A 22,624-nucleotide genomic window follows, 5' to 3' on the forward strand; every position below is an offset into this window, starting at 1 on the left:
GGCCCATATTGCCATGGCCGCCGGCCTGAGTGCCGCTAGGTTTAAAACCTAGCGCAACCGATTCCTGCGGCCTACTTTTTCATCTCATGGACCCAGTGGACGGCCGCCTTGACCAGTTCGGTATAATGCTTGAGGTGAAGCTTTTCCTTGATCTTCTCCCGGTGGGTGCCGATGGTTTTCATGCTCAGGTTAAGCCGGGCCGCAATCTCCCTGGAATCCAGCCCCTCCCCCATGAGGCGGAAGACTTCAAGCTCCCTGTTGGTCAGGGCATCCAGGCTGAACCCGGTGGATTTTTTCGAGATCATCCGGTTGAGCATTTTTTCCTTGACCTTGTCACTGGCGTAGATATTTCCGGCAAGCACCTGGCGGACCGCCTCCACTACCTGGGCAATGGCCCGCTGCTTCATCACATATCCCCGGGCACCGGCCATGAGTGCCCGTTCCGCATACATGGAGTCGTCGTACATTGACAGGACCAGCATGGGCAGGTCCGGGTATTCCCGGCTGATATCCTCCACCAGGTCGATGCCGTTGCTCTCGGCCAGGGAAATATCCACGATCATGAGATCCGGCGGTTCATTCTGCACGATCTCCCATGCCTTGTCAGCCGTATCCGGACAGGCCGCCACCACCAGGTCCGGCTCCCGGTTGATCAGTTCACTCATGCCCAGGCAGAATATGGGATGGTCGTCAACGATGACGATCCTGTTTTTTTTCAAATTGTCTCCCATGGCTGGGCCGCCTCCTTTCCCCCCTCGTGAACGGGCAGACAGACATGAACCTGGGTTCCCTGTTCCCCCGAATCAATATAAAACTGCGCGTCGATGATCCTTGCCCGGTAAGCCATGATCTGCAGGCCGATTCCAGACCCGCTGCGCCCGGGCGGAATGCCCCGGCCGTCATCGGCCACCCTCAGATGAATCAGCTGGGCATCTCCGTTCTCCCGGGCCAGGGATATCCTTACCCGGCCGGCCTGTGAATGTTTCACCGCATTGTTCACCGCTTCCCTGGCTATATAGTAAAGATGAATGGCACGGGTATTGTCAAGGATATCCACATCCGGATCCATGCGGCAGTCGAACCGGATGGCGGGATGAAAGGCAAAACCGGCCGCAATTTCTTCCAGGGCATTCTGGAATCCGTGGGCCACCAGGTGGACCGGGCAAAGCCCCCGTGCCAGCGCCCGGGTCTTGTCCACGGCATCTTCCATGAGGTCACCGATTTTCCCCGCCAGTCCGGCTGAAGGATCCTGCCTGCGGCCGAGGTCGTCCTTGAGCGCCGCAGCCAGGCCGGCAATGCCGATAAGATGGGGGCAGAGATCGTCGTGAAGCTCATGGCCGATGTTCATCCGTTCCCGGTCCCCGGCCTGCATCACCTGTTTTTCCAGCCCCCTGGACCGGGTGATGTCCCTGAGGATAATGATACTTCCGGCAAGGCTGCCCTGGCCGTCAAAGGCGGAGGCGCCGGAGATGCTCACATCCACCAGCCGTCCCGCCTTGGTGTACCGCCGGGTTTCCACATCGAAAATCCCGTCCCCGGAAATCACCTGCTGGATCATCCTCCGTGTTTCCGGCCAGCAGGCCTCGGGCACAAAATGGTCCATTTTTTTCCCGGCACACTCTTCAAGGGCCCATCCGAACACCCGGGTAAAGGCCGGATTGATATACATCACCCGGCCTTCCATATCGTAATTGACAATGGGATCCGGCGCCGCTTCCATGAGCAGGTAATACCGTTCCTGGCTCTCCTTCTGGGCCTGTTCCGCCATCTGCCGCACCCGGATCTGGTCCCTCAGGCTCTGGTGGGTGGTTTCCAGCTGATCCATGAACCGGTTGAAATAGGCGGCCAGCTGCCCCACCTCGTCCTGGGACCGGTTCTCCATCCTGGCCGAATAATCACCGGCCGTCACCGTATTGAACCGGCCCATGAGCTGGTGCAGGGGCGTGGTAATACTCCGGCTGACCCTGAAGGTGACGGCCAGCATGATGGCAAAAAAGGCCAGGGAAATGCCCAGAATCACATTCCGTATGGTTTTCAACGGCCGGTAAAGCTCATCCAGGTAGGAGGATGAGGCCACAATCCACTGGTATTCCGGGATATAATTGAACATCACCAGCTTGGGCCGGGCCCTGGGCTCCCCCGGGTTTTTCCAGTAATAAACGGATTTTCCCTTTTTCCTGGCCATCATGTCTTCCAGATACCGGTTGGGAAGCTCTTCGGCATCAAAGATATTCACCCCCTGGAGCAGGGGATGGATAATGGCATTGGCATCCTTGTCAATGACAAAGGCATATCCGCTTTCCCCGAATTTCAGGGAAAGGATGCTCTCCCTGAAATCCTCCACATTCACCAGCTTGATGAACTCCGCCCGGTAGGCACTGGCCGCGATGATCCAGTCCCAGGGCTTGAAATAGGCCATGTAAAGGGCCTTTGGCCTGGGGGTTTTTTCGCCGGGATTTTTCCATTCATACTCCAGATACCCCTCCTTTACCGCCGTCATCTTCGTCACAAAGGCATGGTCGGCCACGTTGGCGCCGATGAGGGGCCCTGAGGGGTGAACCGTGACATCTCCGCGGCTGTCCAGGCAGTAAAGATATCCCGAAGTCCCGATGGACTGGCTCAAAATCAAACCTGCCGCCCGCTTCCTTGCCTCTTTTTCCGTAAATTCACCATATTTGAACCTGGCGTAAAGGCTGGCCACGATATCCCGGTTTTTTTCGGCCGCCGCCCTGAGGTGATTTTTGATGGAAACATTCACCGAGGTGTTAACCATATCATAGATCATCTGGGTGGCATTGGTCAGTTCGCTTTCAATCCGGTCTTCTATATTGTTCCGGACATAGGCATAGATAAAAAGGTTGCACATGAACATGGACAGGAAAAAAATAAGGGCGAAGATGATCAGGAACTTATACCTGATCTCCAGGGAATTGAACATAAAACGAATTTTTTTGAACACCCCGCCATCCCTACCGGCGTTGGAATTCATTGTTTCAGATTGAGTCATGCGCTGCTCCATGGATGCCGGGATCCCGGATTTCGTCCGGCCGGGCTGATTGTCTGGCGCCAAAAAATCCGCATGAATCTGATTAGCATAGAACAGTTATTTGTGCAAGAATCCGCACGGCTGGATTCGGCCCTGATGCCTTTGCTATTTTTATCGAACGAATGTTCGTTATTCTATTGACTTTATTTATCTTTATTTTTAGGATGCTGATAACTGCTATGGAAAAATTGATCTGGCCGGTGTCGGTGTGATGGAACGGAATTGATCTGGAGCCGACAAACAAAAAAAAAGGGATAGGTAAAATTCAGATGTTACACGATTCATAACCACAAACAGAGGAGTGGACAATGGAAAAAATATGGTTGAAACACTGGCCCGAAACCCTTCCCCGGAAAATTGAGTTCACCCGCGGCGAAATCCCCCTTCACGACTACCTGCGCTTTCAGGCAAAAAAAACGCCTAACAAACCGGCCATTATCTTTTACGGCCGTACCCTCACCTACGAAGAACTGAACACGGCCTCGGAAAGGTTTGCAGCCTATCTTCTCTCCAAAGGCGTTAAAAAGGGGGACCGGGTCGGCATATTTCTGCTCAACTGCCCCCAATATGTCATCGCCCATTTCGGTATTCAGAAAATCGGGGCCGTTGTCTGCCCCTGTTCCCCCCTGTTTAAAGAACTTGAACTTGAGTATGAACTCAAGGATGCAGGCATTGAAATCCTGGTGGCCCTGGACCTGTTCATGCCGGTGGTCAAAAACGTATTGGGCAAAACCGCCCTGAAAACGGTCATCTGCACCAACCTCAACGATTACCTGCCCGAGAGCCCGGCACTGCCCCTGGCCGATCCCATGAAAATCCCTCAATCCAAGGTTCCGGGCACCCAGGATTTCATGGAGATCGTTGAAAAGGAGGCGGCTGCCCTGCCTGACATTTCCATTGATATGAAAGAGGACATCGGCCTTTTCCAGTACACCGGCGGCACCACGGGCCTGCCCAAGGGATGCATGCTCTCCTTCCATGCGGCCCTGTTTAAAACCGCCTCAACCGTTGCCATTGCCGATATCACAGCGGATTCCGTCTGTCTGGTGACCATGCCCATCTTCCACATCGCCGGCATGCTTGCCGGCATGAATTCCTGCATCTATGCCGGGGCCACCCAGGTCCTTTTGAGCATCTTCGATGTCAATACGGCCGCCCGGGCCATCTCCGCCTATAAAGCCGATTTCTGGTACTCGGCAGTCCCCATGAATGTGGGCATCATGAAGGATCCCGAGGCCCGGTCTTTTGATCTTTCAAGCCTTAAACTCTGCCTGACCTCCTCCTTCGGGATCCAGTTGACAAAAGAGATTTCAAACCAGTGGTATGACCATACAAAAGGCGGCCTGCTCGTCGAAGGGGCATACGGGCTGAGCGAAACCCACACCGCCGACACCTTTGTACCCAAAAACAATATCAAATACGATACCTGCGGCATCCCGGGACCTGATGCAGAATTCAAAATTCTTGACCTGGACGGCTCCGGAAAGGAGATGGACATCGGGGAGCCCGGCGAAATCGTATTGAAAAATCCCGGGGTTTTCAAAGGATACTGGAACAAGCCCGGGGAAACCGCAGCCACCCTCATTGACGGATGGGTCCATACCGGGGATATCGGCAGATTTGATGATGACGGATATCTTTACCTCCTGGGCCGGGTTAAGGAAATGATCAAGGTGTCCGGATTTTCAGTCTATCCGGAAGAGGTGGAAATGATGATCAATACCCACGAAGCGGTGGTGCAGTCCGCCGTGATCGGCGTACCGGACCCGGCCAAGGGAGAGGTGGTCAAAGCCTATGTGATAAAGGCCAAAGGATCGGATCTGGACGAAGCCGGCCTCATTGCCTGGGCCAGAGCCCATATGTCTTCCTATAAGTGCCCCAGGTATGTCGAGTTCAGGACGTCCCTGCCCACCCTGCCCACCGGGAAACTGCTGAGGCGGCAATTGAAGGGAAAATAAAAAAACAACCCAGATGACGAGGAGACCGTAAAATGAAATTTAAGGCAGCCATGGACACCCTGGCCGACAAAGAACGGAACACCCTGGCCATGGGCGGCACTGAAAAAATCGCCCGGCAGCATGATAAAGGGCGGTACACGGCCAGGGAGAGAATTGACAAGCTGCTGGATCCGGATTCTTTTTTTGAGGTCGGCCGTTTCGCCCATTCAGACATGCCGGGCATGGAGGAGAAAACCCCGGCAGACTCAAAAATCGCAGGATACGGCAAAATCCACGGACGGCAGGTGGCGGTCACTGCCAATGACTTTACCGTCATGGCCGCCACCTCAAGCAGAATCGCCGGCAAAAAAGAATACCAGATCAAAACCTACGGTGCGGCCAAGGGGCTGCCCGTCATTTACCTGGGCGAGGCCGGGGGGGCCCGCATGCCCGATATCATGGGCGCCAAAGGGTTGACCTCTTTCGGCGGCGGCGGATTCACCTCCTTTGTCGACATCATGAGCCGGGTCAGAAAAAACCTTTTTATCTCAGCCATCATGGGGGAATGCTACGGCATGCCCACCTGGATGGCCTGCCTGTCCGACTTTGTGGTCCAGGTCAGGGGAGCGGCCATGGGGGTCTCCGGTCCACGGGTGCTGGAACTTGCCCTGGGGGAAAATATCTCGGATGAGGAACTGGGCGGCGTAGGGGTACACGGGGAGATCACAGGGAACATCGACCGGATTGCAGAAAACGAGGACCATTGTTTTGCCCTTATCCGGCAATTCTTAAGCTATATGCCATCCCACAGAGAGGCAGCTCCGCCGGTATACAGCGTTCCCCAGGGATCGGGAGAGCGGATGCCGGACATCCTTTCTCTGATCCCGGAAAAACGGAACCGGGCCTATGACATGGCAAAAGTGCTGGAATGCATAGCGGACAGGGACAGCCTTTTTGAACTCAAACCCGATTTCGGCAAATCCGTCCTCACGGTGCTCGGACGGATAAACGGAAGCACCGTGGGGTTTATCGCCAACCAGCCCATGTTCATGGCCGGTGCAATGGATACCCAGGGCATTGATAAGGTGCTCAGCTTTTTATGCCTCTGCGACACCTATAATATTCCCCTGCTCTTTTTCCACGATATCCCCGGATTCCTTGTGGGCCGGGAGGCAGAACGCAGGAAGGTGGCCGCCAAGGTCATGAACTTCATGAATGCCCTGGGGCAGGTCACTGTCCCCAAAATCGGGGTCATCGTCCGGAAGACATACGGCATGGCCTTCTGGAACATGGCCGGAACAGGATGCGGGACGGATTTTCTGGTGGCCTGGCCCTCGGCAGAAATGAGTTTTGTGGACCCTGTGATTGCGGCAAATGTGGTATTTGGTTCAGGTGAAGCCAAGGCCGATGAAAAAGAGGCCCTCATATCGACCCTGATTGACGGGACCTCTCCTTTTGAGGCCGCCGGTGCATATGATATCCACGACGTCATCGACCCCAGAACCACACGGGACTATATCATCAGGGCCCTGGAAATATCCAGAGGCGCCCCATCCCATGGAATAGGGGAACACAGGCTGGCCAACTGGCCGACAAAATTTTAGGGAGTATTTTTCCCGTCCTCTTCCCGGTCCCAAACCCCGGTGCTCTTGTTGTCAGCGGGAAGGGACTGGGATTTGCCTTTTTCCTTTTGTTTCATTTTTTTGTACCAGGGCTTGTCTCCGTACATCTTCCTTGTGCATTCAGGGCAGAGGCCGTGGCTGAACCTGGCATCCGAATGTTCCTGGATATAGGATTCAATGCGGTTCCAATATCCTTTATCGTCCCTTATTTTCTTGCAGTTGGCGCAGATGGGCAACAAACCGCTGAGGGTACTGATATTCTCAAAGGCATCCCTGAGCGATTCAATAAGGTTTTCCCTCTCTTTTTCCGCCTGTTTCCGGGCAGATATATTTTTTGCAAAGGCGATGATAAACTTTCTGTCATCAAGGCGCATGGGGCTCAGGGTGACATGGACCGGAAACGGATGTCCGTCCGGACCGGCATGGGTCCACTCAAATTCGCAACTCCCTTCCTCGTATACCCTGTCATTGTATTTTTTGACCAGTTCCCTTGAGGGCTCGCCACCGGGCTGGAACTCCGGTGAAAAATGATAGGGGGTCTGTCCGATAATCTTTTCGATCTCAGCAATGCCGAAAAGACCCGCCGCTGCCCTGTTGCAGTCCACAAAGCAATTGGTCACCTGATCAATGATAAAAATGGCATCGGTGGATGAATCAAAAAGGGTGCGGTATTTTTTTTCAGACTGTCTTAATGCCTCCTGGAGGTTGACATCGGCCAGCCAGAGGTCAATCATCCTTGCGGCCACCCGGGCCAGGGGTTTGGCCACGGCCAGGGGGCCGGTGATGCCGAATCCGCCCACAATTTTATCTTCATAGTATATGGGGCAGTTATACCCTTCTAGAACCAGGGGGTCGCCGGCGGCTTCCTCCGGTGTCACGGCGTACTCTTGGGAAAGGCCCTTCATGATTTTCTCTGCCCCGGGATGAATATTACCGATTCTGGACTGATCAACGGCCTGGACGATCATCCCACCGGCATCGTAGATCAGAACCGGCAACCCGGTTTCCCTATGGATCTCCGCCATGAACTCCCCGGTGATATCACGAATTTTTTCAGAAAGGTCCATCAGGCTGTGAACTCCCTGTTCATTATAATAAAGAACAACCCGCTGCCTTGCGATATGATTATTGATATCACTTTTCGGCGGTTTTCAAAACCTTAATCCCGCCTTTTATCCCGTAATACACCAGGAGAATCCCAACCAGGCCGTTCAATATTTGGACGGCGGCCTGGGGGATGCCCGCCCTGAAAAAAGAAAGACCGAGCATGGCCAGGGAGAGAAAAACAAAGGTGGCCGCACCGGCACCGATGCCGAATACGGCCAGATGGGCTTTCATATAATTCTTTTCAAAGGCCTTCGCAGAAAAGACGCTTCCCCAGAATACGATGGTCAAAGGGCTTGAAAGGGTCAAAACAAAACAGCTTAAAAAGCTTTTAGCCGGTGTCCACCCGCCGGCCGCCAGGGGAATTGCTGCATCAAAGGAGCGTATTCCCTTTTGAAGGAAAACCAGCCCGAACAAAATGAGCACGGCGGCGCTGCCCACCCCGAAAATGGTTTTTATCCGCTCTTCCTGAAGCAGCCGGCCGATTCCCATAAGGGATAAAAAAATAAAAATATAGTCGGCCAGGGTCACGGCGGTCACCGCCGACAGGCTGTTGAGGTAGTTGCTCTCCATGGTGATGCCCAGAATATAAAAAAATACCGGCCCCACGGCCATCTGGAGAAAAAGACCCGTTAATACCCCGTCTGCCAGCGGCTTGGCCAGTTCCCGCTTCATTCCTTCGCTCCCCATAAAGATCTTTGTCAGTATCCATTACACCGCTTGGTATTTTACACAAGGGAAAGGGCCGGGGGAATAGAGATTTCATGGTTTTCCCAGGCCGTGAACTAAAAAACTAAACCATTTCCCATATGAACTTTAAATTCGGAAACCAGTACCATGGGGCGGGCAGGTTATTCACATATCATCTTGACATCCTGGCCGGATCTATGGCATAAGCGCTTATTTTTTCAAATATATCATCCCAGTGACAACGCCATGACCAGACACACCCCCGTACCCAATTCAGCTTTCCGCCTCACCCCGGGCCAAAGATGGATGTCCGAAACAGAGCCGGAACTCGGCATGGGCCTCCTTGTCTCCCATGACAAGCGGCGCATTATAATCAATTTCCCCGGTGGAGAGTGCACCCGGCAGTACAGCATGGGGGCCGCCCCCATCAGGCGCACCGCCTTTAAGCCCGGCGACCGGATCACCACCATGGACGGACAGGAACGGGTCGTGGACGCGGCCACGGAATCCAACGGCGTACTCACCTATACCTGCGGCACCGCCACTGTGAATGAATCGGAACTCTCCCCCTTCATGGCCGTATCCCTGCCCAAGGACAGGCTGCTCTCGGGTCTGGCCGGGCCCAGCGCATTGTTTGAACTGCGCAAGGATATCCGGTTTTGCCTCAGCCGGTACCAGACCTCCCCGGCCAGGGGATTTCTCGGGGGACAGGTGGACCTGATCCCCCACCAGCTGTATATTGCCGGGGAGGTGAGCAACCGGTATTTTCCCCGGGTCATGCTCTCCGATGAGACCGGCCTGGGCAAGACCATTGAGGCCGGACTCATTATCCACCGGCTCCTGGTAACCGGCCGGATCCAACGGGTGCTCATCATTGTGCCCGATGCCCTGGTTCACCAGTGGTTCATTGAATTGTACCGTAAATTCAATTTTAAATTCCGGCTTTTCAATGAAGAATACTGCCTGGATGCACGCCGGCAAGATCAGGAGGCCAATCCCTTTTCCGGCGACCAGCAGGGGATCTGCAGCCAGTCCTTTATCCGTGACAACCCCAAGCTTCACCAGATGATCATGGAAGCCGGGTGGGATATGGTGGTCATGGATGAAGCCCATCACATCACCGAATCACCGGATTTTTATCAGTTTATGCAGGGGCTGGGCAGACAGACCCGGGGGCTGATGCTCCTTTCGGCCACCCCGGAACAGATGGGCCCGGACAGCCATTTTGCCCAGCTCAGGCTGCTGGATCCGGACCGTTATTATGATCCCAGGGCCTATGCCAGAGAGGCCAAGGGATATGAAGAGACCGCCGCAAGGGCCAAGGCGGACCTGGACCGGGGCAGGTCCGTGGACGGGCTGCTGGACAGTTTCGGCCCGGGACGGGTGGTGTTCCGGAACCGGCGGGCCGCCATCAAGGGGTTTCCTGACCGCAAGGTCATCCTCACCCCCCTGGACGGTTCCCCTTCCACCGGCAGCGACCTGTCCCAGGACCCCAGGGTTATTCACCTGGCAGAGCTGGCACGAGAAATCAAACCCGAAAAAATCCTTGTCATCTGTGCCACCGCTGAGACGGCCGAGGCGGTTCACCGGGGCGTTCAGGCACACATTTCCATTGATTCGACCCGGTTCGACGAAACCATGACCCTGCTCCAGCGGGACCGTCAGGCGGCGTGGTTTGCCCGGGAAGACGGGGCGCGCCTGCTCATCTGTTCGGAAATCGGCAGCGAGGGCAGAAATTTCCAATTTGTCAGCCGGCTCTTCCTGTTTGACCTGCCCGAAAACCCGGAGCTGCTTGAACAGCGTATCGGCCGGGTGGACCGCATCGGCCAGAAACATGATATCCGGCTCCATGTGCCTTACATCAGGGGGACAGAACAGGAAGTTCTTGCCCGGTGGTATGCCCATGGGCTCCCCCTGCTGGAACGGAATATCAACGGGATTCACGCCATTTTCTCCAGATTTGCCCCGCGGTTATCCGATTTAGGCGCCCAGGCCCGGGAAGGGTCAGGGTTCGATGAAAACGGCCTGAATGCCCTCATCGAGGAAGCCTCGGTATTTACGGCCGGGGCCCAGGCCGCCCTTGACCGTGGCAAGCATATTCTTCTGGAGCTGAACTCATTCAGGCCCGGCCCGGCCGGAAAACTTGTGGATGCGGTGGCCGGGTTTGACCGGGATCCTGCCCTGCCGGCACTCATGGAAACCCTGCTGGACCACTACGGGGTGGATATGGACTATGTTTCAGACCAGCCCGGACAGCAGATCATATCCCTGACCATGGACAGGATGGCGGACGAGGCCTTCCCCACCCTGCCCCGGGGCAGTGAAATCGTAACCTTTGACCGGGCCACGGCCATTGCCAGGGAGGAACTCAGCTTTTTGACCTGGGATCACCCCTTTGTGAATCAGGTGGTGGACTTTCTTCTCACCCGGGGCGAGGGAACGGCGGCAGTTGCCGTTTATGACGGGGATATGGGCCCGGGACTCTTCCTTGAATCCCTTTACCTGCTCGAAATACCGGGCATTGAAAATCACCCCGACGCCCTTGGATTCATCCCCACTGACCCCATTCATATTCTGCTGAACCATATGGGTGAAACACCCCGGGCCCTGCCCGGGGATTTCTACGACGCCCTTCGCCCGGAACGCCCCGGCTGGTTCATGGACATGGAAGGGGTAAAAGAACAATTGCTCCCCGAATTGCTTGAAAAAAGCCTGGGGATCGCAGAACAGAAGGCTGAAGCCATGCGGGGCAACGCGCTTAAAAGCCTCAACAGAACCCTGGGCAGGGAAATTGAACGGCTCAGGGAATTGAAAAAGGTCAATCCGGATATCACGGCAGGGGAAATCCGTGCGGCTGAGGAAGAACGGGAGATCCTGGCGCAATGCCTGGAAAAGGCCAGGATCCGGCTGGACGGGGTGCGGCTGATCCGGTCTGAATAGAGTTGCGGGTCAGTCCCGATCCTTTAAAAAGGCCTGAAATTTCTCCTCCGGCAAGGGCGGAGAAAAATAATATCCCTGGATCTGGCTGCAGCCGTGGGCCTCTAGGAAATCCATCTGTTCCTTGTTTTCCACCCCCTCGGCCACTGTGGTCAGGTTCAGGTTGTCTGCCATGGAAATAATGGTGGTGACCATGGTGTTGGAATCCGGGTCACGGGGGATATCGTCCACAAAGCTTTTGTCTATTTTCAAAACGGAAACGGGAAACAGCCTCAGGTAGGAAAGGGAGGAAAATCCGGTGCCGAAATCGTCAATGGAAATTTTAATCCCCATATCATGGAGGGAACGGAACATGGTTTTGGCCTTGTCCACATTTTCCATGACCGCACTTTCCGTAATTTCCAGTTCCAGGCAGGCCGCGGGAAGCTGGTGCCTGGACAGGGCGCCGGACACCAGGGAGACCAGGTCCACATCCCGAACCTGGCGTGAGGAAATATTAACGGACACCGTGAAATAACGGTTGAGCATCTTTGACCAGGTTCCCGCCATGATGCAGGCCTGGTCCAGTATCCATTCCCCCATGGGATTGATCAGCCCGGTTTCCTCGGACAAGGGGATAAACTCATTGGGCGGCACAATACCCTTTTCAGGATGCATCCACCGTATCAGGGCTTCGGCCCCCACGATTTCTCTGGAGGAAATGGCGACCTTGGGCTGATAAAACAGGGAAAACTCATTCCGGGCAAGGGCGTGGCGCAGGTCGGTTTCCAGTTCCACCCGCCGGGCCACCTGGCGGTTGAGCTCCGAAGTAAAAAAGGCATACCCTCCCTTTGCCTTTTCCTTTGACCGGTACATGGCCATGTCGGCGTTGGCGATGAGGGTATCCGGATCCTTGCCGTCCCTGGGGCAGAGGGTGACGCCCATGGTCACCCCCAGAAAGAACTCCTTTCCGTCAATGGGAAAGGATCTTTCCATGGATGTCTTGATCCGGTCGATGATCATGCCGATGATGTCGGTATCGTTGGTATCGGGTATAAGGATAACAAATTCATCTCCCCCGTACCGGGCAACGGTGTCCTGTTCCCGCACCGCCCCCAGCAACCGGCCGGCGAACTGCTGGAGCAGCAGGTCGCCTTTGGCGTGGCCCAGGGCATCATTGACATGCTTGAAATCATCCATATCCAGAAAAATAACGGCCAGCCCCATATCTTCCCGGGAGGTTCTGCGCACGGCCATCTGGATTCTGTCCCTGAGCAGGGTCCGGTTGGGCAGGCCTGTGAGGGCGTCGTAATTGGCCTGGAACAGAAGCTGCTCCTCCCGTTCCCTGATATCGGAAAGGTCGTTGAATACGGACATATAGCGGACAGGTGTGCCCTGGTAGTTTGTGATGGCGGTAATGGACAGCCATTCCGGATAGGCTTCCCCGTTTTTCCTCCGGTTCCAGATCTCACCGGCCCAGTGGCCGTCCTGCTCCAGGGCCGCCCACATATCCTCATAAAACTGTGGGTCATGCCGGTCTGATTTAAGCATATTCGGGTTCTGGCCCAGTGCTTCCTCTGCACTGTATCCGGTGATGATGGTAAACCCCTTGTTCACGAACTCAATGGTGCCCTCACGGTCCGTGACCACCACCCCTTCCACGGCATTGTCAAATACCTTGCCGGCCAGTTCAATCTCATCCCTGAAGGCTTTGAGTTCGGTGATATCCTGGATAATACCCGTAATTTTCCTGGGCATGTTTTTATCACCGGTTTGAACCTCTCCGATTTCGTTGATGATCTTTTCACGGCCGTCCCCAAGGACAATCCGGTATTCCAGATCATAATCGCCTTTTTTCTTTATGATTTTACTGAGTTCGCCGTCCACCCATTCCCGGTCCTCGGGGTGGACCACATCGATGAAATCCTGGTAACCGGGGCAGTCGCTGCCTTCCCAGCCGAAAATCCGGTTTAATCCATGGGAACAGTAAAGGGCGCCGGTGACGATATCACGCTCAAAATCCCCCAGCCTGCCGATGCGCTGGGCCTCCCTGAGCCGGTCCCGGGAAAGGGCCAGGGTTTCTGTGGCCTTTTCGAGTTCCCGGGTCCTTTCCTTTACCAGGTCCTCAAGATGCCGCCGATGGCTGTCAAGCTCTGCCTCCATGGCTTTGATCTGGGAGATATCATTTCCCACGCAGAGGACCTCCAGGAGATCGCCCTGGTCATCGACAATGCCTTTATTGGTCCAGGAGACCCAGGCCCGGGTTCCGTCTTTTTTTATATTCTCATTGGCATGGCAGGCGTAATGCTCAGGATCATCAAGGATATCCGCCATAAAACCGGCGGATTTCCCCCGGGAATTGCGCTCCGGTACAATCCTGCCCACCGGGGAGCGGCCCATGAGTTCTTCCGGGGCGTACCCGAAAAACTTAAGACCAAAGGGATTTATATAGGTGATTTTCCCTTCACGGTCCAGGCTCAGAATGATACTGTTGGCCGCCTCTACTAGCCCCCTGAAATTAGGGGATCCTGCACGTTTAACCATTGGTTTCCTTATTTCTATGACAACAGACAAGTCAAAACTTAGCCTGTCCATCCGCCGGTGTCAAAGAAAATATGGAAATTAAAAATCTTTAAAATCCGCCTCATCCTCATCAAAAGGAATCACCTGGTCAGGACGGACTTCTCCTGCCTTCCGGGCAGCAGGGGCCGGTGCATGGGCAAGCCGGGCAGGCGCCGGACCATTTTTGAGCGCCAGGGCCAGTCCGCTGCCCGCTCTGCGGCCTTTGTCTCCGGTCACCAGCACCACCAGTTCATCCACATATTCTTTTAACTGCTCGGCCTGGGCACTCATCTCTTCTGAAGCCGAGGCGGATTCCTCTGCATTGGCGGCATTCTGCTGAACCACCCGGTCCATTTCAGATACAGCGGTATTTACCTGGTCGATGCCGGTGGATTGTTCGCCCGAGGCTTCGGATATTTCAGCCACCAGGGCCCCCACCCGCTCCGTACTCTCGGACACCCGGGTAAAGGCCCCGTTGGTGGAGGCCACCAGTTCAGATCCGTCGCCCACCTTTTTCACCGTGCCTTCAATGAGTTGCGCCGTATCCTTGGCCGCCTCGGCCGCCCGCATGGCCAGGTTCCTCACCTCGTCTGCCACCACGGCAAACCCTGCACCGGCTTCACCGGCCCGGGCCGCCTCAACCGCCGCATTCAATGCCAGCAGGTTGGTCTGAAAGGCGATTTCGTCGATGGTCTTGATTATCTTTGAGGTCTCTTCGCTGGCCTTGGAAATGTCTTCCATGGAACGGATCAGATCTTCCATGGAGCGGTTGGCGGCCGTGACAATTCCGTTGGCCTCTTTCATCAATCCGTCGGCATTTTCCGCATTTTCAGCATTTTTCCGTGTCATGGAGGCCATTTCTTCCATGGAGGAAGAGGTTTCCTCTATGGAGGCCGCCTGCTGGGAAGCGCCTTCAGCCATGGACTGGCTGGCGGAGGAGACCTGCATTGAGGCAGACGCCACCTGGTTGGCGCCCTCGTTAAGCCCGGCAATGATGCGGTTTACGGGTTTTGTGATGCTCAGTGTCATGAAAATTGCCGTTACAACGCCCACCACCAGGGCCAGGATCAGTCCGGTGATCATGAGGGTCGTGGCAGAAGAAAGATCGCTTGCCGCAGAGACTGCGATCCGGTCCGTGGCCTCGATTCCGGCCTGGGCCGTGACCTTGCACGCATCAATCAGATTTTTCCCGGCCTCGGCCCGTTTGATGCCCAGTTCCTGCAGGAATTGCCAATTGGTCAGGAAAGCCGACATGGCCTGTCTATAGGCATTGCCCGCCGCCTTCACCTCCTGGATCCGCTCCAGGTCCTCGGGCAGGCGGGTAATTTTTTCCAGCGCCCCGAATTTTTCGTCTATGAGGGAAAAATTTCCCAGTGCAGATTCCATGATGGCGGGACTTCTAAGGGCCTGGGACTTAAAAGCCCCGATGCGGGTGGCATTACCCAGGTCTATGATATCATTGACAAGGGTAATCTTTTCATTCCGCTCCAGCATATCCCCGGTGAGCTTCGCCTGCTGGCCTTTGAGGTATTCCGCGCAGCTGCGGACATAGATGCCGGCATTTTCATCCATTACCCCCCTAAGCTTTTTCAGCACCCCGGTATCTGCCATCTCTCCTTTCCTGAACTCCGCTGCAAATTGTTTCATGGCGGACTGGTATGACCCTGCGGCGGACTCAATGACTGAAAAACGATTCATATCCGCTTCTTTGCTGGTGATGGCTCTCAATTCCCCCAGCAGTTTAGGCACCTTGTTGAGTTCATTTATGGCGGTATCCATTAAATCCGGTACCTTCAAGGCCTGTGACTTATGATTCATTACCCTGACACTGGATCCCACATGGGCCAGTTGAGAGATAATACTGATTTTTTTCTGGCGTCCCTGCAGATCGGTCTTGAATTTTTCATTCTGCCCGGTCAGAAACCCGGCTGAATTGGTCATGTATTTAGCGGCGGCAGTATCAAGGATTTTCCTGTTGTTGCCCATTTTTGCCGTGGTGTCGACGGTCTGCTGAATCAGGTTTTGATATTCCTTTTCCGCTGCCTCGGCCACCTCAATCTGGCCTTTGAGTTTTTTGAGATGAGGCGATTTTTCCTCCAGGCGTCTGGCCTTTCCAAGGGCCTCGCTGATTGCCTTGAGCTCGGCCTGGGCATTGGTATAGTATTTGTCCTCTTCTGTAAATCCGTATCCCCGCATTTCGTACATCAGCCGGTTGGCCGCCCCCCGAAGCTCCACAGCCACCGCGACCTCGGGCACATACTCACCGGCCAGTTTCCTGCTCTCCGTCCCCACTGCCCGCATATCCACAATGGCCACAATGCCCAGAGCGGCAGTGATCAGAATCAAAAGGGCAAATCCTGCGGCGATTTTTATTCCCAGACTAAAATGTTTCATGATTCCTCCCTATTTTATATTTTTGATTGGTTAAATTCCAACAGGGCCACCAGGGCGGGACGCCCCCTTTGATGAGGTCCGATGCACGAAGGCCGTCACTTTTTTTTCGTTACTAAAAGAGAAGTCAGGATCATATGAAAGTGCCGGATGGTGACGCGGCGACTTTTAACGAATTTGAATCAGCGAATCTAAATAATAGATATGGGATATTCCAAGAACCATGTCAATAAAATAATGGGAATTTCGGTTTAAAGGGGGCGGTGTAACTGATATAAGGAGCCATTATGACCACGGCCGAAGGAAATAAACCACAAAACAAAATCAGGGTGCCGGTGCGGGAACTGGCCGCAGCAGCCGATCCCCCTGAGGATTTGGCCAGGGGCGTATCCTCCCGCCGCCGGGCCCTGGCAGGGATACAGGAACATGTCCGTCTCCAGAGCCTGAGGCCCCAAGGCTGGGAACATGAAGTATCCGTATCCCTGGTGGTGGAACGGGAAACATTTTGCCTGGAAATTTTCGGGCGGATGGACAGCCTTTGCCAAACCGGTTCAGGCGTTATCATTGAAGAAATCAAAACCTGCGCCAGAAATCCCAGGGACCTGAGCCGGTCGCCTTCCCCCGCACACCTGGCCCAGGTCAAATGCTACGGATATATGACGGCGGTGAACCGGGAGCTGGAAAAGGTGACCCTGGCGCTGACCTATGCCCGGCCGGCTGACGGGGAGACCGCCACCTGGGAAAAGGAATTTACCACAGACACACTTGCCGTATTTTTCAACGGTCTGCTTTCGGCCTACCTCGCCCAGCTGGGCACCCGCAGGGCCTGGGAACGGATTCGCAACCCATCCCTGCAGGCCATTGATTTTCCCTATTCCGGCTTCCGGAAGGGCCAGCGGGACCTTGCGGAATCGGTGTATAAGATCATCTCCAACGACCGGCTGCTCTTTGCCAGGGCCCCCACAGGCACGGGCAAAACCATGGCCACCCTCTACCCTGCAATTAAAGCCATGGGCCTGGGGCATACCGACAAAATCTTTTATCTCACGGCCAAAAGCCCGGGGCGCACCGTGGCCCAAAAAGCGGTCAAAGACCTGGCCCGGAGCGGCGCCCGGCTCAGGTGCGTCACCATCACGGCCAAACAAAAGACCTGTTTCACCCCGGATCTTCCCTGCGATATGGATACCTGCATCTATGCGAAATCCTATTACACCAAACTGAACCGGGCCCTGAAGGCCTCGGGCGGCTGTGATTTCTACGACCAGGCATTCATCGAAGAAACCGCCCGTAAACATGAGATCTGCCCCTTTGAATTTTCCCTGGATCTCTCCTTGATCAGCGATATTATTATCTGCGATCTCAACTACGCCTTTGATCCCAGGGTATACCTCAAACGGTTTTTCGACCGGGACCAGGGCAGACTCACCTTTCTCATGGATGAAGCCCACAACCTGCCCGACCGGCTCAGGTCCATGTATTCGGCAGACCTGGACAGGGAGTCGGTCCTTGGGGCCCAGGATATATTAAGGGATGCGGTGCCGGCACTGGCAAAGGGGCTGGTGGACCTGCAAAAAGAGATGGTCAGACTCGGCAGGGGCAACCGTTTCCAGGCCCTCACCGACCTGCCCGCCCCCTTCATGGATGCCCTGGACGCATTTGCCGACAAGGCGGAAATCTGGCTGGACAGCCACCAGGACGCCCCGCTTCGTGAGCAGGTTCTTGAAATATTTTATCCCGTGAACGGATTCCTGAATCTGGCCCGCCACTTCGGGGGCCATTACCGGCTCTTTGTCCAGGCACCCGGGGGAAATGATATCACCATCCGCCTCTTTTGCCTGGACCCGGCCCCCATATTCTCAGAATTGATCAAACGCTGCGCCAGCGCCGTTCTTTTTTCCGCGACCTTTTTTCCCTTTGCCTATTACCAGCAGGTCTTATTCGGCGACCCTGCCTCGGGCCCGAAACCGCACTTCATCTCCCTGCCCTCCCCCTTTCCCAGGGAAAATTTCAAACTGGCGGTGCATACCCGGATCAAGACCACCTACAGGATGAGGGGACAATTTTACAGGGATGTGGCAAAGATGATCGTCCATGCAGCAGCCCTGAGGCAGGGCAACACCTTGGTTTTTTTCTCCTCCTACGCCTATATGGAAGCGGTTCTTGACCTTATCGACCCGGAAGGCCTGCCCGGCCCAATACAGATCCAGTCACCGTCCATGGACGAAACCCGTCGCCGGGAGTTTCTGGACAATTTCACCCCCGGTGCCCGGATAACGGGATTTGCAGTCATGGGCGGCATTTTCGGGGAAGGCATCGACCTTGAAGGAGACCGGCTTACCACGGTGATGGTGGTCGGTGTGGGGCTGCCCCAGGTCAATCCCGAACAGGAGGAGATCCGGGCCTATTACGATGCCATTTTTACCGGTGAAACAGGGGATGGAATGGACGGTTTTTTCATTGCCTACCAGATGCCGGGGTTCAGCCGGGTTCTCCAGGCCGTTGGCCGGCTTATCCGAAACAGTACAGACCGCGGCCTGGCCCTGCTAATGGACGACCGGTTTGTCCGCCCGGACTACCTCTCCCTTTTTCCTGCTGAATGGACGGGGTTTGACACCATATCCGCCCCCGGACATCTGGCCCCGATCCTTGAATCCTTCTCCGGAGATTGATTTTTTGCCCGTATGGACTAAAAATACTTGCCATTGACCCGAATCCGGTATATTAGAGCGATTCTTTTAACAACCTTCTTTTTCAGGTGACCCCATGAATCTTAAAATGGACCTCAAAAACATAACCTACTCCGTACCCTGGAACCTTTTTCTCATTACCCTGGGCAGTATCATTTTTGCAGCCGGCCTCAAAGGCATCATCATTCCCCACGGCATGATCACCGGCGGATTTTCAGGCCTTGGGCTGCTGATGCTCTACGCCACGGATATGATGACCCCCGGCCTCTGGTACCTGGTGCTGAACATACCGGTATTCATCCTGGGATGGGTGTTTGTATCCAGGCGGTTTTTATACTATTCCCTCTACGGCATGATCTGCCTGACCCTGGTCATTGAGGTGGTGAATGTGGAATTCCACATCACAGACCACTGGCTGGCCGCCCTTGCCGGCGGCACCCTGTACGGCGGCGGTGCCGGGCTCATCTTCAGATCCCTCGGGTCTGCCGGGGGCAACGATATCATCTCCATCATCCTGAACCAGAAATTCGGGGTCCGCATCGGCACCTACAATTTCATGTTTAACTTTATCCTGTTTATGTTCAGTTTCGGCACCCTGGATACGGATATGATCCTTTACTCAATGGCCATGTCCTATATTGCCTCCCAGATGATGGAATACTGCATGACCCTGTTCAACCAGAGAAAAATGATCATCGTCATTTCAGACAAAAACAGGGACATCGCCCACGAAATCAACCACAAAATGCGCCGGGGCGCCACCTTTCTCAAGGGCCAGGGGGCATATACGCGAAAAGAAAAGGACATCCTGCTCACCGTGGCCAACACCTTTCAGATCAAACGGGTGGAAGAGATTGTCTTCAGCATTGATCCGGAGGCGTTCATGATCACGGAAAGCACCTTCAACGTACTGGGCAAAGGATTCTCCCAGCGAAAAGTGTATTAACCGTTTCACCGGCACGGGTCCAGGCCGGTGCCCGGGTATACAGGTCAAACCCTGGATTTTGACACACCAGGCCGGCCCCCGCCGGCCTGGTGCACATGGGCGGTTACAAGCTGCCATCCTCCTCACCGCTTTCTAATCCCCATTTTACCGCTTTCTAATCCTGAAGTCACAAGGACATAACACGCCCCGCCTATATTGCCGGGTTAACGGGTTACATCCAAAAAAGCCAAAGGATTAGAACGATGAAAATAGACCTTCATGTGCATACAAAATTTTCCAAACGCCCCTCCCAGTGGATTCTGCAGAAAATAAGCTGTCCGGAAAGTTTTACCGAGCCGGCCCTGGTATACAAGACCGCCAAGGCCCGGGGCATGTCCATGATTACCATCACCGACCATAACACCATTGACGGCGCCGTGGAAATCGCCCACCTGCCCGATACCTTTATTTCAGAGGAAATCACCACCTATTTTCCCGAAGACGGGTGTAAGGCCCATGTCCTGGCCTTGAAAATCAATGAAATCCAGCACCTGGAAATCCAGAAAGCCAGGGAAAATATTTTTGACCTGGTGGCCTATCTCAATGCAGAAAAAATTGTTCATATCCTTGCCCACCCCCTGTACGGCATCAATGACCGGCTTACCGTAAGCCACTTTGAACGGATGCTCCTGCTGTTTAAGAATTTTGAACTCAACGGCGCCCGGAACGATTCCCAGAACAAGATTCTGTCCCGGGTGCTTTCCGGCCTGACACAGGAGGAGATTGACCGGCTTTCAAATACCTATGATTACACCCCCCTCTTCCCCCGCCCCTGGGAAAAGACACTCACCGGCGGTTCAGATGACCACAGCGGCCTGAACATCGCCCGGACCTGCACCCGGATCCAGGATGCCCAGGACCTTGACGCCTTTCTGGCCGGCCTGGAAAAAGGGGAAACCGAGGTTATCAGCACCCCTTCCACCCCCCAGACCATGGCCCACAACCTTTACGGTATTGCCTACCAGTTTTACCGCAACCGGCTGAACCTGGAACGGCATGCGGGAAAGGACCGGCTGCTCACCTTTTTAGACCGCTCCCTGATGCCGGAAAGCAGAATCGACCAGGGCCTGATGTCCCGGCTCTATAATTTCCTGGGCAAACGTAAATCCCGCCGGGCCGCCGGCATGCCAGACACCATGATGGGCCTGATCCGCAGGGAAACCGAACGGCTTTTTGAAGAAACCCCCGAACTCATGGATATTACCCGGAGCCAGGCGTCTCCCCCCATCGCCTCCAGCCACCACCGGGAGGATATCTGGTTCGATTTTGTAAACCGGCTCTCCAGCAAGGTACTCTCCCACACCGGTGATTTGCTGCTGGGCCAGGTCTCCGGCGCCAACCTCTTTAATATCTTCCAGACCCTTGGTTCCGTGGGTGGCCTTTATACGCTCATGGCGCCCTATTTCGTTGCCTTTACCCACTTTGCCAAGGACAATGAAATGAACACAGCCGTACTCAAACGCTTCAACGGCCGTACCCCTGAAGGCCGGCCCCGGCTTGCGCCGCCCCGTCACCGGGTCCGGCTGGGACATTTCACCGACACCTACTACGATGTCAACGGCGTGGCCCAGACCCTCCAGCAGCAGGTGCAAACAGCACTGAAACACAATAAGCGCCTCACCGTCATCACCTGTGACGCCGATCCCGGAGACACCGGTGAAGGGGTTAAAAATTTCTTCCCCATGGGGGTATACGAAATTCCCGAATACCGGGAACAAAAACTTTATTATCCCCCCTTCCTTGAAATGCTGGATTATTGTTTCCAACAGAACTTTACCCACATCCATTCGGCCACCCCCGGCCCCATGGGCCTGGCCGCCCTGGCCATTGCCAGAATCCTGAAACTCCCCCTGACATCCACCTACCACACCCAGTTTCCCCAGTATGCCAAATACCTCACCGGCGACGATTTCATAGAGGACATGACCTGGCGGTTCATGATCTGGTATTACGACCAGATGGACCAGATCTATGTTTCCAGCCAGAATTCCTTTGACGAATTGTCCGAAAAAGGAATCAACCCCCAGAAAATCCGTATCATTCCCCGGGGAATCAATACCGCATTATTCAGTCCTTCCAAACGCAACGGCATTCTGAATAAGGATTACGGCGTCAGGGACAATGCCGTAAAATTCCTATACGTGGGCCGGGTATCCAGGGAAAAGAACCTGCCCCTGCTGGTTGAGGCCTTTCTGGATATATGCAGCCGGCGCAAAGATGTTCATCTCACGGTAGTGGGGGACGGGCCCTATGCCGGAGAGATGAAACGGCGGTTGAGAGAAGTGCCGGCCAGTTTCACCGGATATCTCTCGGGCAATGCCCTGCAGGAGATCTATGCATCGGCCGACCTCTTTGTATTTCCCTCCACCACGGACACCTTCGGCAATGTGGTTCTGGAGGCACAGTCCTCAGGGCTGCCGGTGATTGTCTCTGACATCGGGGGGCCCTGCGAAAACATGAAAGACCGGGGCACGGGCCTGGTGGTCCCCGGCGACGACACCGCCGCCCTGGTCAGGGCCATGGAAACCCTGGCCTCTGACAAGAATATGCGCCGCAACATGGGCATCCAGGCAAGGGCCTATATGGAAAACCGCTCCTTTGAGAACGCCTTTATCCAGTCCTGGGAATTCTATAAAATGATGGATGCCCCCCGGACCGCGCCCCCCTTTTCAAAGGCCGGATAA

Annotated in this window: 12 protein-coding genes; 6 read left to right on the forward strand and 6 right to left on the reverse strand. The window is 54.9% G+C overall.

All coding sequences use genetic code 11. The features are described from left to right. Positions 1 to 71: 71 nt before the first annotated feature. Positions 72 to 731, reverse strand: coding sequence for a response regulator transcription factor (locus tag HUN04_01295; protein ID WDP88448.1), 660 nt, complete (start codon positions 729 to 731; stop codon positions 72 to 74). Beyond that, positions 716 to 3,007 carry a cache domain-containing protein gene (locus HUN04_01300; protein ID WDP88449.1) on the reverse strand — a complete coding sequence of 764 codons (2,292 nt, stop codon included), beginning with the start codon at positions 3,005 to 3,007 and terminating at the stop codon, positions 716 to 718. The genes HUN04_01295 and HUN04_01300 overlap by 16 nt, the downstream gene beginning before the upstream one ends. 347 nt (positions 3,008 to 3,354) lie before the next feature. On the opposite strand from HUN04_01300, the gene HUN04_01305 reads away from it, so the two are divergent. Next, a complete protein-coding gene (locus tag HUN04_01305) occupies positions 3,355 to 5,004 on the forward strand; it encodes an AMP-binding protein (GenBank protein ID WDP88450.1) in 1,650 nt (549 codons plus the stop codon). A gap of 32 nt (positions 5,005 to 5,036) precedes the next feature. Then, positions 5,037 to 6,587: a carboxyl transferase gene (locus HUN04_01310; protein WDP88451.1), complete on the forward strand. Its 1,551-nt coding sequence runs from the start codon at positions 5,037 to 5,039 to the stop codon at positions 6,585 to 6,587. On the opposite strand, the gene HUN04_01315 is transcribed toward HUN04_01310, so the two are convergent. Both HUN04_01315 and HUN04_01320 read right to left on the reverse strand, forming a co-directional pair. Then, a complete protein-coding gene (locus HUN04_01315) occupies positions 6,584 to 7,672 on the reverse strand; it encodes a PAS domain S-box protein (GenBank protein WDP88452.1) in 1,089 nt (362 codons plus the stop codon). The two genes, HUN04_01310 and HUN04_01315, sit on opposite strands and share 4 nt — an antisense overlap. Before the next feature lie 67 nt (positions 7,673 to 7,739). Continuing rightward, entirely contained in the window at positions 7,740 to 8,384 is a 645-nt protein-coding gene (locus tag HUN04_01320) for a LysE family transporter (GenBank protein ID WDP88453.1), read from the reverse strand. Positions 8,385 to 8,645: 261 nt separating this feature from the next. Between HUN04_01320 and HUN04_01325 the strand changes: the two genes are divergently transcribed. Next, complete coding sequence (locus tag HUN04_01325) at positions 8,646 to 11,339, forward strand: DEAD/DEAH box helicase family protein (GenBank protein WDP88454.1); 2,694 nt, start codon at positions 8,646 to 8,648, stop codon at positions 11,337 to 11,339. Between the two features lie 9 nt (positions 11,340 to 11,348). Here the strand turns inward: HUN04_01325 and HUN04_01330 are convergent, their stop codons facing one another. After that, the gene (locus HUN04_01330) at positions 11,349 to 13,859 is read right to left on the reverse strand and encodes an EAL domain-containing protein (protein ID WDP88455.1); all 2,511 of its coding nucleotides are present in this window, start codon (positions 13,857 to 13,859) and stop codon (positions 11,349 to 11,351) included. Between the two features lie 78 nt (positions 13,860 to 13,937). After that, positions 13,938 to 16,271, reverse strand: a complete 2,334-nt coding sequence (locus HUN04_01335) for a methyl-accepting chemotaxis protein (protein WDP88456.1) — start codon at positions 16,269 to 16,271, stop codon at positions 13,938 to 13,940. Positions 16,272 to 16,555: 284 nt separating this feature from the next. Between HUN04_01335 and HUN04_01340 the strand changes: the two genes are divergently transcribed. The 3 genes from HUN04_01340 to HUN04_01350 all read left to right on the forward strand — a co-directional run bounded on the left by HUN04_01340 (position 16,556) and on the right by HUN04_01350 (position 22,624). After that, positions 16,556 to 18,937 carry an ATP-dependent DNA helicase gene (locus HUN04_01340; GenBank protein WDP88457.1) on the forward strand — a complete coding sequence of 794 codons (2,382 nt, stop codon included), beginning with the start codon at positions 16,556 to 16,558 and terminating at the stop codon, positions 18,935 to 18,937. A gap of 106 nt (positions 18,938 to 19,043) precedes the next feature. Continuing rightward, positions 19,044 to 19,901: a YitT family protein gene (locus tag HUN04_01345; protein ID WDP93122.1), complete on the forward strand. Its 858-nt coding sequence runs from the start codon at positions 19,044 to 19,046 to the stop codon at positions 19,899 to 19,901. 242 nt (positions 19,902 to 20,143) lie between these two features. Next, on the forward strand, positions 20,144 to 22,624 hold the full coding sequence (locus HUN04_01350; protein WDP88458.1) for a glycosyltransferase: 2,481 nt from the start codon (positions 20,144 to 20,146) through the stop codon (positions 22,622 to 22,624).

Origin of the sequence: Desulfobacter sp. (assembly GCA_028768525.1) — a bacterium.
Lineage (GTDB): Bacteria > Desulfobacterota > Desulfobacteria > Desulfobacterales > Desulfobacteraceae > Desulfobacter.

What these genes read in the sequence shown, in the direction of transcription:
- HUN04_01295 (WDP88448.1), bottom strand. Translation starts at nt 731, where the DNA reads ATGGGAGACAATTTGAAAAAAAACAGGATCGTCATCGTTGACGACCAT.
- HUN04_01300 (WDP88449.1), bottom strand. Translation starts at nt 3,007, where the DNA reads ATGACTCAATCTGAAACAATGAATTCCAACGCCGGTAGGGATGGCGGG.
- HUN04_01305 (WDP88450.1), top strand. Translation starts at nt 3,355, where the DNA reads ATGGAAAAAATATGGTTGAAACACTGGCCCGAAACCCTTCCCCGGAAA.
- HUN04_01310 (WDP88451.1), top strand. Translation starts at nt 5,037, where the DNA reads ATGAAATTTAAGGCAGCCATGGACACCCTGGCCGACAAAGAACGGAAC.
- HUN04_01315 (WDP88452.1), bottom strand. Translation starts at nt 7,672, where the DNA reads ATGGACCTTTCTGAAAAAATTCGTGATATCACCGGGGAGTTCATGGCG.
- HUN04_01320 (WDP88453.1), bottom strand. Translation starts at nt 8,384, where the DNA reads ATGAAGCGGGAACTGGCCAAGCCGCTGGCAGACGGGGTATTAACGGGT.
- HUN04_01325 (WDP88454.1), top strand. Translation starts at nt 8,646, where the DNA reads ATGACCAGACACACCCCCGTACCCAATTCAGCTTTCCGCCTCACCCCG.
- HUN04_01330 (WDP88455.1), bottom strand. Translation starts at nt 13,859, where the DNA reads ATGGTTAAACGTGCAGGATCCCCTAATTTCAGGGGGCTAGTAGAGGCG.
- HUN04_01335 (WDP88456.1), bottom strand. Translation starts at nt 16,271, where the DNA reads ATGAAACATTTTAGTCTGGGAATAAAAATCGCCGCAGGATTTGCCCTT.
- HUN04_01340 (WDP88457.1), top strand. Translation starts at nt 16,556, where the DNA reads ATGACCACGGCCGAAGGAAATAAACCACAAAACAAAATCAGGGTGCCG.
- HUN04_01345 (WDP93122.1), top strand. Translation starts at nt 19,044, where the DNA reads ATGGACCTCAAAAACATAACCTACTCCGTACCCTGGAACCTTTTTCTC.
- HUN04_01350 (WDP88458.1), top strand. Translation starts at nt 20,144, where the DNA reads ATGAAAATAGACCTTCATGTGCATACAAAATTTTCCAAACGCCCCTCC.